The following is a 12,353-nucleotide window of genomic DNA, read 5'->3' as shown; positions in this document are numbered from 1 at the left end:
CCTCAGGCGACGGTGCAGTTCAGGTACTCGAGCGCCGTCAGCGCCTCGTCGGCGAAGCGGCGTGCCTGGTCGGGCGAGGTGAAGGTGATCGGCCGCGCGACCGGCATGTCCGTGGGGCGGCTGCCGACCGGGTAGACCTCCGTCTCGACGGTCACGCCCCCCGGGGACTGCACGGCGCGCAGATGCGCGACGACCCGGCCATCGCGCCGCACCTCGTAGTCGAAGAGCGCGTGGGCGGAGTCGACCGGGATCGGCTCCGCCCGCGGTGGGTCGAGGGGGCCTGTGCTCAACGGCGGCGGGCGCCGGCGTCGTGCGCGGCCTGCGCGACGATCGTGCTGTCGACCGTGCCCTCGATGCGGGTCAGGACCCTGCCCGGCCGTCGTACGACGAGCAGGGTGGGGGGGGAGACGGGGCCGACGAACGAGGCGAGCTGCCGTGCCTTGCGGTCGTCGACGACGTTCATCGCCACGAACCCGGCGCCTGCCGTGCGTGCGCCGGCGCGTGCCTGGGCGACCGCGGCGCGGTCCGCCTGCGCGGGGCCGGCGTAGAGGGAGACGACGACCACTTTCGAGGTGCGGAGCGCCCTGGCGACGGGCTGCGGCAGTCCCGGCAGGAGGACGACCTTCGGCGTCGTCGGCTCTGTAGCCGGCCGGGTCGTCGCAGGGAGCGCCGGCCTGATGGTGGTCACGACCCGAGTGGCCGTAGGAGAGGAGCCGGCAGAGCCGGCGCCGATGACACCGGCGCGCGACGCCATCAGCGCAGAGACGGCGAGCAGTCCTGCGAGCCCGACGATTGCCAGGATGCGCGCTTGCGGTGTGAGGTGGAACGTCATGCTCGGGCTATCGGCAGATTCGCCTGTCGACTTTACGGCTGCCTGGTGATGAGCTGCGGCCTTTCGGCAAGGACGGAGACGGCGCGGTTGCCACGGATCCACGCACGCCCCGAGGTGATCGTGACGGTGACGGGCGCGCGCGTCGCACGCACCGGCACGTCGACCGTCACGCTCCGTCCGGGTAGTACGGCGACCGTCTGCGTTTCGGCTGGGGCGGAAACGGTGAGCGTCATCGATGGTGCTTCGTCGGGGAGGCGGAGCCTGAGCCGAAGCGTCGCCCGGCGAGAGCCGTCCGCCCCTGGCCAGATCGTGATCGCCGAACCGCGCCCGAGCCAGCCGTCGAGGTAGCGTCCCTCCTGGATGAGCGCGATACGCGGGTGTGGAGAGGAGCCCCACAGCGTGCTGGCCTTCGCTCGCACGATCAGCGGCGCATCCTCGATCTCGACCACCGAATAGTATTCCTCGATGAGCAGCGGGCGTCCCATGGGCGCACCCTCCTCGAGAAGCGCTCCGGTAGCGCTGTCGATGTTGGCCTGCGCCGTCCCGAACGCGTCAATCGGCTGCGCTCCCGGGAGAAGCACGACTCGGTCGAGCGAGCGATTCCAGAAGAGGTGCTCCGACACCACCGGCGCGAACGATCCGGGCGCCAGCAGGACATCTGCTTTGCCGAGTGCCGCCTCGTCGACCCACGACGGTGAGGCGGGGACGAAGAGCCGGCGCACCGTGTCGGACGACTGGATGTCGTTCAGAGTCGAGGCGATCGCGATCGTCGCCGAAGTGGCGATCGACGCGATGAGGACGGCTGGGGTGCCGACGCGTGGGCGCAGTGCTCCGACCGTAGCCAGTCCGGCGAGAGCGAGCGCCGATAGCGCGACGATGAGCGATCCCTCGCCTGTCCCGACCCACTGCTCGATCTGGAAGACCCCCGAGAGGAACGGTGAGTCCTGCTTGCCCGACGCGGCTGCATAGCCCGACAGCGGCACGCGCATCGACAGCACGGCTAGCCCCGTGGCGATCGCCACAACGACGTACCGGACGTGCGCAAGCCGCCGGGCACCTATGGAGAAGGCGATCGGCGCGAGAGGCATGAGGCCGATCAGGTAGCGCTCCTGGAAACGCGGTGAGCCGTTGGTTGCGTACAGGGCCGCCTCTGCGAGGAGGCCGAATCCGACGAGGACGGTCATCGCTGCGAACGCCCGCTCCGCGCGGTCGTGCGGCCGCGCGAGTCCCGCTCCGAGGCCGACGACCGCTCCGGGAACGAGCGCCCAGCCGACGGCGTAGGCGAACAGCATGGCGTCGACCGCTACCCAGCGGACGGCGCTCGCGGGATCGAGGGAAAACTCGAGGATCCCGCTGTAGTAGCCGAGGGCACCTGACGGTCCGACGACCACGACAGCGAGGACGGCCGGTACGCCCACGAAGAGGTATGTCGCGCCGAACGCGCGGAGCGCCTCGCGCAAGCGGCCGTTCGACACGATCAGGGTGGCGGCGAGGAACGCAGCGAGGATGACGACGTACTGCACGCGTGCGAACGTCGCGAGCCCGGCAGCCGCCAGGAACAGCGCCTGCGAGCGTCGGGTCGGCCGGTCCAGCGCTGTGACGCCCACGGCGACGGCGGCCGTGGCCAGCGTGAAGCCGAGAGAGTCAGCGGTCAGATAGCTCGAGAAGACGAGCGCGGGAAGCGTGACCGCGGCAGCGGCCGATGCGAGCGCCTGCCACGTGGGCAGCCCGAGGCGACGCGCGAGGAGGTAGACGGGGAGCGCCACGAGCGACATCTCGACCGCGTGCAGTGCCTGTGTCAGGCGGTAGGCGGTCTCGGTGCTCTGCAGCAGCCAGAGAGGCGCGTCGACGAGCGGCTCGAGGAGGGCCGGGAAGTGGACGGTCTCGCCGCGGATCGAGAGCTCGCCATGGCCGATCGAGCGTGCAAGTGACGTGTAGATGTACTCGTCGGGGAAGTAGCGCGGCGTGGAACGTGTCACGGCGAGGATCCCGCGCACGAGCGCGCTCAGGGCGACGATCGCGGCTAGCCATCCCCACGTGGGCACGACGCGGGCGCGCGCGACGAGCGACGTCGCCGCTTGAGACGACGCCGCAGGTCTCACGTGTGAGAGGTAAGCGGGGATCTCGGGCATCGTCGTTCGTTGGTGTCGGGTAGGACTGTCCCCGGATGTGGAGCTACGGACTTGAACGCGCGGGGCGCGGCTCCTGCCGCGCCCCGCGCAGATCGGCTTCTGTCGTTGCAGGGCTAGCAGGCGCCGCTGACGATGTCGGCGCCCGGACCGGCCTTCTTGTAGGTGAAACTGCCGGACACGGCGTCGATGCAGTACGTCGACGCGGTCGCTCCCTTGACGGTGTTGAGCTTGATGCCGGCGTCGTACGAGGCCTTGAGCTTGGCGATCGTGGCCCCGACATACGTTGCGTTGTCGGCGTAGAACGCCTCGAGCGACGGGGTCGCGGCTCGGACGTTGGCCTGCGCCGCCGACTTGTTGGCGCGATCCTTGAAGCCGAGATACGACGGCACGGCGATGGCGAGCAGGATGCCGATGATGACGAGCACGATGAGGAGCTCGATGAGCGTGAAGCCCGACTGCTCCTTTGCAAGCCGCCTCTGCAGCTTGGTGACGATCGAGAACATGCAGTGCTCCTTCCGAAGGTGCAGGGGTGGAACCGACAAGGGGGGGTATCGGGGCGCGTCCCCGGCGGCTGAATCCCCAAACGGGTGATTCGCGGGTGACGGCATCCCCTGCAGTGGGTGATCTCTCTCCTTCCCTCCCCAGGTGCGTAGCAGCGACGAGGGCCCCGTTCCGGCACGTGCAGCGGAACCGAAATGGCGCTCAAGCCGCGGCGTCCCCCTGCCGATAGGTGCACCCGTGGAGCTCTCCGGGCACACCCACGCCGCCCCTCTCTCGGTCGACGCGCTGCTCGAGCGCACCGTCGCGCTGGGCGCTTCCGACCTGCACCTGACGGCAGGCTTGCCGCCGGCTGTGCGGCTCCACGGTCGCATCGAGATGCTGAGCGAGTTCGCCGATCTCACCCCCGAGGCCATCCGCGAGCTCCTCTACCGCATCACCACGACCGAGCAGCAGAAGCAGCTCGAGCTCAAACGCCAGCTCGACTTCGCCCACGGCATCCGCGGCCTTGCCCGCTTCCGCGTCAATGTGTACTACCAGCGCACGAGCCTCGCGGCCGCCTTCCGCACCATTCCCGTGGACATCCGTTCGCTCGAGGAGCTCGGTCTGCCGTCGAGCCTGCACGAGCTCGCGAACAAGCCGCGCGGGCTCGTGCTCGTCACCGGTCCTACGGGGTCCGGCAAGTCGACGACGCTCGCCTCGATCATCGACGAGATCAACCGCACGCGCAGTGACCACATCATCACGATCGAGGACCCGATCGAGTTCCTGCACCGCCACAAGCGCTGCATCGTCAACCAGCGCGAGGTCGGCGAGGACGCGACAGGGTTCGCCGACGCGCTGCGCGGCGCGTTGCGCCAGGACCCCGACGTCATCCTCCTCGGCGAGATGCGCGACCTGGAGACCATCTCGACCGCGTTGACCGCGGCCGAGACCGGCCACCTCGTATTCGCCACGCTGCACACGCAGAGCGCGCCGAGCACGATCGACCGCATCATCGACGTGTTCCCGGCCACCCAGCAGGATCAGGTGCGCATGCAGCTCGCCAGCACGCTGCAGGGCATCGTCACCCAGACGCTGCTTCCGACGGTCGACGGCAGCGGCCGTGCGTGTGCGCTCGAGATCCTCTTCCTCGATGACGCGATCCGCAACCTGATCCGCCAGGGCAAGATCGAGCAGGTCTACTCGTACATGCAGACCGGCACGCGCCGCGGCATGCAGACGATGGAGCAGTCGCTCACCGAGCTCGTGCAGTCGAACCGCATCTCCGTGCAAGAGGCCGTCGGCCGCTCGAGCCGCCCCGAAGCACTCGTGTCGGCGCTCGAGCGCGCCGGCGTCCCCATTCCCGCCCTGCCCAGCGACGGCGCACCCGCCGCCATGCCCGGACTGGGCGCGGCGCTGCGGGTGGCCGGGAGCTGAGCCCGTCCATGATCTGGAACCCCCGCAACGTCCTCTCCGGCCGCGACGATGCCGCCGTTCCCTCGTCCGGCCCCGCGCCGGGCTTCGACCCGCATCGCACCGGCGACCCGGTCGAGCCAGGCTCGACCCGCCCCTCGATCGGCTTCGGCGACACGCGTGCGCTCCCCGCTCCCGGTGAGTCGCGCCGCAGGCCGATCGGCTTCGCACCCTCCGAGCAGGACGTCGACCACGAGCCGCGCTTTCGCACGGAGCTCTCGTTCAAGCGCCACGGGGGCGTGCCGCGTGCAGACACGACGCCGCGGATATCGGCCGGCGGCGGCGAGGAAGCGCCGGCTCCGTGGCAGACGGCCGGATCGGCCGAGCACGACGACGCCGAGCGGGCGGGCATCGCCGAGCCCGAGGCCGCGGTGGCCGCGGAGAAGGTGCCGTTCTACAAGCGGGAGCTCAGCTTCCGGCGCCGACGTGGCGCTCCCGATGTCGGGGCCGGTGCGGCCGCCGCCGGGGAGCCTGTGGTCGGGGAGCCTGTGGTCGGCGCTGGTGCCGATGAGAGCGCGGCGGACGAGGTCGCGGCCAGGCGAGCAGGACGGTTCGCCCGCGGCGGGTGGGGCGCCCGAGCCGTTTCCAGGCGCCGGTCGGGCCGTGGCAGCAGGAGCGGCAGGGGCCGCCGGGTCGTCGGCGTCAAGATCGGCGCCTCGCAGCTCGCCGCGGCCGTCGTCGTCGACACGGACGGCGGCCCGGAGCTCGTCGAGCTCGCGCGGCGGCCGCTCGCAGACGGCGTCGTCGTCGACGGCGAGGTGCGCGACGGGGATGCGCTCGCGAACGCGCTGAGGGCCTTCTTCGACGAGGAGGGCCTGCCGAAGAAGGACGTCCGCATCGGCATCTCGAGCAACCGCATCGGTGTGCGCACCTTCGACATCGCCGGCATCGACGACGACGCGCGCTTCGACAACGCCGTCCGCTTCCGGGCGCACGAGGTGCTCCCGGTCGCCGTGCACGAGTCGGTGCTGGACTACCGCGTGCTCGAGGAGCGCAGCAACGAGGCGGGCGAGTCCACTCGCCGCGTGCTGCTCGTCGTTGCCCCACGCGACCAGATCGAGCCGTACGTGGAGGTCGCCGGGCGCGCCGGCATCAAGCTCGCGGGCATCGACCTGGAGGCGCTCGGCCTGCTGCGCGCCTTCGTCGATCCGAGGCCCTTCTCCGTCCGCGCCGTCGACGACACGGCCACGGTGGTCGTCGCGATCGGCCACGAGTCGTCGACGCTGCTCGTCGCCGGCGCCGGCACCTGCGAGTTCACGCGGGTGTTCGACTGGGGCGGTGGCGCGCTGCAAGAGGCGATCGCGACCGCGCTCGAGGTGCATCCGGCCGAGGCCGCCACGATCCTGCGCCATCTCTCGCTCAGCGGCCCCGGCCGCCAGCTCGACGGGCTCGACGAGGTGGCGCGCGCCAGAGCGGTCGACGCCGTGCGGCTGCGGCTGACCCCGTTCGCGCGCGAGCTCGTCAGTTCCCTCCAGTTCTACCAGACCCAGCCCGAGTCGCTGGGCATCGGGGAGATCGTGATCACCGGCGGCACCTCGCACCTCGAGGGGCTCGGCGAGACGCTGCACCAGATGATCGGCGTCAACGTCCGGCTCGGCGACCCGCTCGGCCGCGTCGTCGCGGCCGGGTCGTTCGACCCGGCGATCGAGACCGCGATCGGGTCGATGGCGGTCCCGATCGGCCTCGCGATCGACGACATCTCGACGCGCAGCGTCAACCTGCTGCCGTCGGACGCGGTCAAGACGCGCAGCATGCGGTCGAGCCTGATCGCGCTCGCAGCGCCGGTCGCCGCCGCCGTCCCGCTCGTCGCGCTCGGCGTCCTCTACATGGGCGCCCACGGGGCGGTCGGCGACAGGCAGGCCGAGCTGGACGCGGTCGCCGCGCAGATCGCGGCCCTGCCGAAGCCGCAGGGGCCGGAGATCGACGCACGCGTGGTCGGCGACGAGGCCGCCCGCGCGACCGCGGTCGCCAACGTGCTCGGCGGCCGCCTCGCCTGGGACGCGATGTTCCGCGACATCTCCCGCGTCCTGCCCGGCAACGTGTGGCTGAAGTCGCTGTCGGCGAAGGAGCCGCAGCCGGTCGTGTCGGCCGACGGCAACACCACCGCCGCGACCGCGGCGACGGTCGGACAGCCGGAGGCGCCTCCGACCGACGTCACGATGGAGGGCTACACGTACTCGCAGCCCGATGTCGCCCGGCTGCTGGCGCGGCTCGCAACGCTCCCCTCGCTGTCGCGCGTCACCCTCACCTCGAGCCAGCGCGAGACGGTCGGCAAGAAGGACGTCGTCCGCTTCGTGATCGTCGCGGCTCTGACCAAGACCGGAGGTTCCCGATGAGCGGCCTGCTCGGCTCCCGCGAGCGCACGATCGGCGGCGCCGTCGCCGCCCTCCTGCTCGTCGTCGCGGCGGGGTGGTTCCTGCTCGTCGGCCCGCAGCGCTCGAAGGCCGCGCAGCTCGAGCGGCAGATCAGCGAGGCGCGCGGCGATCTCTCGCAGCGCCGCCTCGCGCTCGCCCGCCCGTCCGCGAACGTCAAGGTGAAGCCCGGAGACATCTATCGCCTCACGAAGGCACTGCCGAACTCCACCGACATGGCCGGCATCCTGCTGGACGTCGACCGGCTCGCGGGCCGGAACAGGCTCGAGTTCCGCTCGATCACGCCCTCGGGAGCGCAGATGGGCAGCGGCTTCGTGACCCAGCCGCTCGGCGTCATCGTCCAGGGACGGTTCGCCGACGTCTCGCGCTTCCTCGGCGACCTGCGCTCGCTCGTCGGCGTTCGCGAGGGGCGGCTCGACGCCCGCGGCCGGCTCTACTCGGTCGCCGGCGTCGACCTCGCTCAGCCGGATCTGGACAAGAAGTTCCCGATCGTGAAGGCGACGGTGACGATCAACGCGTACGTGTTCTCGACGTCCGCACCGGCCGCGACCCCCGACCACTCCACGACCAGCACGCCGTCCTCGAGCGGGACGGTTGCAGCAGGAGTGACGCCCTGATGGCCAGGAAGCAGATCGACCACGCCGCCGCCAAGGCGAAGAAGCAGAAGACGATGCTCGTCGTGATGGGCGTGGTGCTGCTCGGCCTCGGCGCGATCCAGGGCCCGAAGCTGTGGAAGCAGCTCAACCCGCCCGCGGCCGCTCCTGCGGCAGCGAGCGCGCCTCCGGTCGCGTCGGTCCCGGGCTCGCCGGCGTCGTCGACGGCACCGGCGAGCCCGGCCGCACCCGCGCAGGCCGGGACCGGCCCGCGCGCCGTGCTCGCCGGCGTCACGATCGTCGGCGCGGCCGCCCCCCGAGCCACGGAGGGGCAGCTGCGCTCGTTCAGCCTGTTCGAGGCGAAGGACCCGTTCGTGCAGCAGCAGAGCGACGTCAGCGCTGCCCCCGCCGCGACCCCGGCCCCCGCTCCGAGCGCGGGCGCGCCGGCCGGAGCCGGCGGCGACCTCAGCGGCGGCGTCACCGTCGCACCGGCGGGCTCCGCGCCGGCGACGCCTGCCCAGCCGGCCCTGACGAACGCGACCATCGTCATCAACGGTTCGCCACAGGCGCTCTCGCTCAGGGACACGTTCCCGAAGAGCGACCCCATGTTCGTCCTCGTCTCGCTCAAGAAGGGGACGGCGCGGATCGGCGTCGCCGGCGGGACGTTCGCCGGCGGCAAGACGATCGCGCTGAAGCTGGATAAGCAGGTGACGCTCGTGAACGACGCAACCGGCGCGCGCTACGCGGTGAAGCTCGTGTACCTTGGCGCGGCGCCGGAGAAGATCGAGAGCTTCACCGCCCCGGCGCCGAGCGCGGCGGCCGCCCCGACCTCCGTGCAGAAGTAGGGGAGCGAGCGATGCCCTCCTTCGCCTACAGCGCCATCAACGCCCAGGGGGCCGAGCTCACGGGCGAGATCCAGGCAGCCGACCTCTCGGCTGCGCGCGATGCCCTTCGCGGCAACGGGCTTCTCGCCCAGCGGGTCGAGGAGCTGAGGAGCCCGGCGCCGTCGTCGCGGAAGAGCCTGTTCGAGACCAGGAAGGTCAAGCCGAAGTCGCTGCAGGTGTTCTCGCGCCAGTTCGCGACCATGATCGAGGCGGGACTGTCCGTCGTGACGGCGCTCGTGATCCTCGAGCAGCAGACCGACGACAAGGCGCTCGCGGCCGTGATCGCCGACATCCGCGAGCAGGTGGAGACGGGCGCGTTGCTCTCCGAGGCGATGGCACGCCATACGACGGTGTTCAGCCGGCTCTACATCGCCATGGTGGAAGCGGGGGAGGCCGCGGGCGTGCTCGACACTGTGCTCGACCGCGTCGCGATCCAGATCGAGAAGGAGGAGCGGATCAAGCGCCGTGTCAAGGGCGCGATGATCTATCCGAGCGTCGTGCTCACGTTCGCGACCCTCGTGATGACGGGGATGCTGATGTTCCTCGTCCCCATCTTCGTCAAGATCTTCGACCAGCTCGGCGGCGAGCTGCCGACGCTGACGCAGTACGTGCTGTACGCGTCGAACGCGCTGCGCGGCTACTGGTTCGTCATCTTCCCCGTCGTCGGCCTCTCGCTCTGGAGCTTCTTCCGCTGGAAGAGGACAGAGCCCGGCCGGCAGGCGTGGGATCGCTTCAAGCTAAGGCTGCCCGCGCAGATCGGCAGCGTCGTGCGCAAGATCGCGATGGCGCGCTGGTCGCGCACGCTGTCGACGCTGATCGCGTCGGGCGTCGACATCATGCGCGCGCTCGAGATCACGGCGCAGACGTCCGGCAACTGGGTCGTCGAGGAGGAGACCGGGCACCTGCGGGCCCGCGTGCAGGAGGGCGCGTCGATCGCGCAGCCCCTGATCGACAGCGAGGTGTTCCCGCCCATGGTCGCGCAGATGGTGAAGATCGGCGAGGAAACGGGCGAGCTCGAGAAGATGCTCTCGAAGGTGGCGGACTTCTACGAGGACGAGGTCGACGCGTCGATCGCCGCGCTGACCTCGATCATCGAGCCGCTGATGATGGTCGGCGTCGGCGTCATGGTCGGCATCATCATCATCAGCATGTACCTGCCGATGTTCAAGATGCTCAGCCTGGTCAAGTAGCGAGGAGCTGGTTGAACGCTTGATTGCATCGGCCTGTCTCGAAAGATCCTGCTAATCGCTGGATTTTTCGAGCCGCCGCTTGCGGCCGATTGCAGTTGCATGGCTCCACCCAAGTTATTTGTCGCACAAGCGATCTCGGTCTTTGTCGGCGGGATCCTGGTATCGCCGCGAAGGGGAGTACCGTCTCGTCATCGCGGAGAGGCACGTAATCGGCACTTGCCGGGTCTGTGGCTGGTACGGCCGCCTGACCTTTGAGCATGTGCCACCCCAGTGTGCGTTCAACAATTCGCCGGCGCGTACGTACACGCTCGATCAGCGGATGCTGTTCGAGGCGGGCGAGCGGGCGCGGTGGCTGAACGATCAGCGCGGCTCCGGCTACTTCGTGCTCTGCGACAAATGCAACAACGAGCGCGGTGGCAACTGGTACGTCCCCGAGTTCCGGGAGTGGGCGTCTCTCGGCGCCGACATCGTGAACGACATCCGCGAGCATCCTGAGCGCGAGAACATCGAAGCCGTCAACCTGAAAGTGCCCCCGTCGTACCCCGTCAGGTTCGTGAAGCAGGTCGTGCTAATGCTGCTCGTGATCAACACGAGCGAGTTCGCCGCCGAGCACGAGCCGTTGCGCCGGTTCGTCGCGGAGCGCGACCTCGTGGGGCTACCGGACCGCTACCGCCTCTACCTCGGGATCTACGACGAGCCGCTCGCGCGCCACGCAGGCCTCTACATGCTCGCACACTTCGACGGCTCCACGATCAGGGCGTTCGCGGCCACCGACATCCTGTACCCGCCCTTCAGTTAGACGCTAACGATCGACGAACCAGAAGGTCTGCAAGCGCGCTCTGGTGAGGTCACGCATCTCACTGTGCTCGGCTATGACGAGCAGGTGGATGTCGATCTCCGGCTTCCGTACAACAGCCCGCTCATGCCGGCTGACATCGGATCGCCGGACAAGACCGTGTGACAGGTGAGAAGAAGTCGGGCCAAGCGGTGCAGACCCAGGCGGCCCTCTCCTTGAGGAGGCCGGCGAGCTTCTCCAGCTCGCGGTCTCGGCCAAGGAACTTCCGGGATGTCATCCGGCCATTAGTGCAGCAGGAGAAACATTCATACACGAAACTTTCCTGCACAATAGTTTCGTTGGAGAACGACTGCCTGTTATCAGTGACCCCCTCGCCCAGCAGCCGAGGCCGTCGGCCGCGCGAGAGAGGCCGAACGAGATCGCAAGGGCTAACGGGGCTTCGACGGGCAAGTCGGGACGGTGTCCGCGAAGCGCCGGCGCGGACGCGAACGAGGCGGATCACGCTTGCGCCCACGGGCTCGGCCGGCCCGTGCCCGGCAGGCAGCAGTCGACCGGGCAGACGTCGTGCGCCGGCGCGAAGCGGCCCAGCGCGCGCTTCTCGCGTGAGGGGTCGAGGCGCTCCTGGATCAGCTCGCGGATCATCGCCACGAACGCCGGGTGCGTCGAGGCGGTCGGCGCGCGCACGAGGTTGAGGCCGAGCTCGCCCGCCAGCTTCTTCGCCTCCACGTCGAGATCGAACAGCACTTCCAGGTGGTCGGAGACGAAGCCGAGCGGCGACACGACCACGTCCTCCACGCCGCGCGCCGCGAGCGCCCGCAGGTGGTCGAGGATGTCCGGCTCGAGCCACGGGACGTGCGGCGGGCCGCTGCGGCTCTGGTAGACGAGCGCCGCGTCGGCGCTGTCGACCGCCTCGGCGACGAGGCGCGCGCTCTCGCGAAGCTGGTCTTCGTAGCGCGACGCCCGCGCCATCGCGAGCGGGATCGAGTGCGCCGTGAACGCAACGTGCGCCCGCGCGCGTCGCTCTGCGGGGATCGCGTCCAGCGCCGCGCGGACATGGTCGGCGTTCGCCTCCACCCAGCCGGGATGGTTGAAGAACATGCGCGTGCGCAGCACCTCCGGCGCCTTCGCGCCCACCTGCTGCTGGGCGACGTACAGGTTCTCGCGGTACTGGCGGCAGCCCGAGTAGCACGAGAACCCCGACGTGAAGAACGCGAGCGCCCGCTCGACCCCGTCGGCCGCCATCTCGTGCAGCGCGTCGGGGAGGAGCGGATGCCAGTTGCGGTTGCCGAAGTAGATCGGCAGGTCGACGCCGTGCGCGTCGAGCTCGGCGCGCAATGCCGCGATCAGCGCCCGGTTCTGCGCGTTGATCGGGCTGACGCCGCCGAACAGCTCGTAGTGGCGCGCCACCTCTTCGAGCCGCTCGCGCGGGACGTTACGTCCGCGCGCGACGTTCTCGAGGAACGGGATCACATCGTCCATCCCCTCCGGCCCGCCGAACGACACGAGCAGCAGCGCGTCGAAGCGCGTGTCGGGGAAGGGCGAGTCGAAGCCGTCCGCCGGCGCCTTCAGCGGTGTCGTCGCCATGGGGCGAGCGTACCCAC

The 12,353-nt window shown here is 70.1% G+C and carries 11 protein-coding genes; 6 read left to right on the top strand and 5 right to left on the bottom strand.

Annotation, left to right across the window (positions count from 1 at the left end):
- Positions 1 to 2 precede the first annotated feature (2 nt).
- From Gocc_RS13545 to Gocc_RS16980, 4 genes are all read right to left on the bottom strand, one after another.
- Positions 3 to 290, bottom strand: a complete 288-nt coding sequence (locus Gocc_RS13545; protein WP_114797112.1) for a hypothetical protein — start codon at positions 288 to 290, stop codon at positions 3 to 5.
- On the bottom strand, positions 287 to 832 hold the full coding sequence (locus tag Gocc_RS13540) for a hypothetical protein (protein ID WP_114797111.1): 546 nt from the start codon (positions 830 to 832) through the stop codon (positions 287 to 289). The genes Gocc_RS13545 and Gocc_RS13540 overlap by 4 nt, the downstream gene beginning before the upstream one ends.
- A 32-nt stretch (positions 833 to 864) precedes the next feature.
- A complete protein-coding gene (locus tag Gocc_RS13535) occupies positions 865 to 2,934 on the bottom strand; it encodes a glycosyltransferase family 39 protein (protein WP_114797110.1) in 2,070 nt (689 codons plus the stop codon).
- Positions 2,935 to 3,077: 143 nt separating this feature from the next.
- Positions 3,078 to 3,467: a type IV pilin protein gene (locus Gocc_RS16980; protein ID WP_181813688.1), complete on the bottom strand. Its 390-nt coding sequence runs from the start codon at positions 3,465 to 3,467 to the stop codon at positions 3,078 to 3,080.
- Positions 3,468 to 3,702: 235 nt separating this feature from the next.
- Between Gocc_RS16980 and Gocc_RS13525 the strand changes: the two genes are divergently transcribed.
- The 6 genes from Gocc_RS13525 (at position 3,703) to Gocc_RS13500 (ending at position 10,755) form a co-directional block, all read left to right on the top strand.
- Complete coding sequence (locus Gocc_RS13525; RefSeq protein WP_114797108.1) at positions 3,703 to 4,881, top strand: type IV pilus twitching motility protein PilT; 1,179 nt, start codon at positions 3,703 to 3,705, stop codon at positions 4,879 to 4,881.
- An 8-nt stretch (positions 4,882 to 4,889) separates the two neighbouring features.
- Entirely contained in the window at positions 4,890 to 7,253 is a 2,364-nt protein-coding gene (pilM, locus tag Gocc_RS13520; RefSeq protein WP_114797107.1) for a type IV pilus assembly protein PilM, read from the top strand.
- Positions 7,250 to 7,906 carry a type 4a pilus biogenesis protein PilO gene (gene pilO, locus Gocc_RS13515; RefSeq protein ID WP_114797106.1) on the top strand — a complete coding sequence of 219 codons (657 nt, stop codon included), beginning with the start codon at positions 7,250 to 7,252 and terminating at the stop codon, positions 7,904 to 7,906. Before pilM ends, pilO begins: the two co-directional genes overlap by 4 nt.
- Positions 7,906 to 8,727: a hypothetical protein gene (locus Gocc_RS13510; RefSeq protein WP_114797105.1), complete on the top strand. Its 822-nt coding sequence runs from the start codon at positions 7,906 to 7,908 to the stop codon at positions 8,725 to 8,727. Before pilO ends, Gocc_RS13510 begins: the two co-directional genes overlap by 1 nt.
- 11 nt (positions 8,728 to 8,738) lie before the next feature.
- Positions 8,739 to 9,956, top strand: a complete 1,218-nt coding sequence (locus Gocc_RS13505) for a type II secretion system F family protein (RefSeq protein WP_114797104.1) — start codon at positions 8,739 to 8,741, stop codon at positions 9,954 to 9,956.
- A 319-nt stretch (positions 9,957 to 10,275) separates the two neighbouring features.
- Complete coding sequence (locus tag Gocc_RS13500) at positions 10,276 to 10,755, top strand: hypothetical protein (protein ID WP_114797103.1); 480 nt, start codon at positions 10,276 to 10,278, stop codon at positions 10,753 to 10,755.
- A gap of 495 nt (positions 10,756 to 11,250) precedes the next feature.
- On the opposite strand, the gene Gocc_RS13495 is transcribed toward Gocc_RS13500, so the two are convergent.
- On the bottom strand, positions 11,251 to 12,336 hold the full coding sequence (locus tag Gocc_RS13495) for a ferrochelatase (RefSeq protein WP_114797102.1): 1,086 nt from the start codon (positions 12,334 to 12,336) through the stop codon (positions 11,251 to 11,253).
- Positions 12,337 to 12,353 lie beyond the last annotated feature (17 nt).

The organism is Gaiella occulta (assembly GCF_003351045.1).
Classification (GTDB): Bacteria; Actinomycetota; Thermoleophilia; order Gaiellales; family Gaiellaceae; genus Gaiella; species Gaiella occulta.
Note: the sequence above shows the minus strand (reverse complement) of the source record. Positions and strands in the feature narration are given on the sequence as shown.

Bases quoted from the DNA above. Each gene is read 5' to 3' on its own strand.
- Gocc_RS13495 (WP_114797102.1), bottom strand. From the start codon at position 12,336: ATGGCGACGACACCGCTGAAGGCGCCGGCGGACGGCTTCGACTCGCCC.
- pilM (WP_114797107.1), top strand. From the start codon at position 4,890: ATGATCTGGAACCCCCGCAACGTCCTCTCCGGCCGCGACGATGCCGCC.
- Gocc_RS13540 (WP_114797111.1), bottom strand. From the start codon at position 832: ATGACGTTCCACCTCACACCGCAAGCGCGCATCCTGGCAATCGTCGGG.
- Gocc_RS13510 (WP_114797105.1), top strand. From the start codon at position 7,906: ATGGCCAGGAAGCAGATCGACCACGCCGCCGCCAAGGCGAAGAAGCAG.
- Gocc_RS16980 (WP_181813688.1), bottom strand. From the start codon at position 3,467: ATGTTCTCGATCGTCACCAAGCTGCAGAGGCGGCTTGCAAAGGAGCAG.
- pilO (WP_114797106.1), top strand. From the start codon at position 7,250: ATGAGCGGCCTGCTCGGCTCCCGCGAGCGCACGATCGGCGGCGCCGTC.
- Gocc_RS13505 (WP_114797104.1), top strand. From the start codon at position 8,739: ATGCCCTCCTTCGCCTACAGCGCCATCAACGCCCAGGGGGCCGAGCTC.
- Gocc_RS13500 (WP_114797103.1), top strand. From the start codon at position 10,276: ATGCTGTTCGAGGCGGGCGAGCGGGCGCGGTGGCTGAACGATCAGCGC.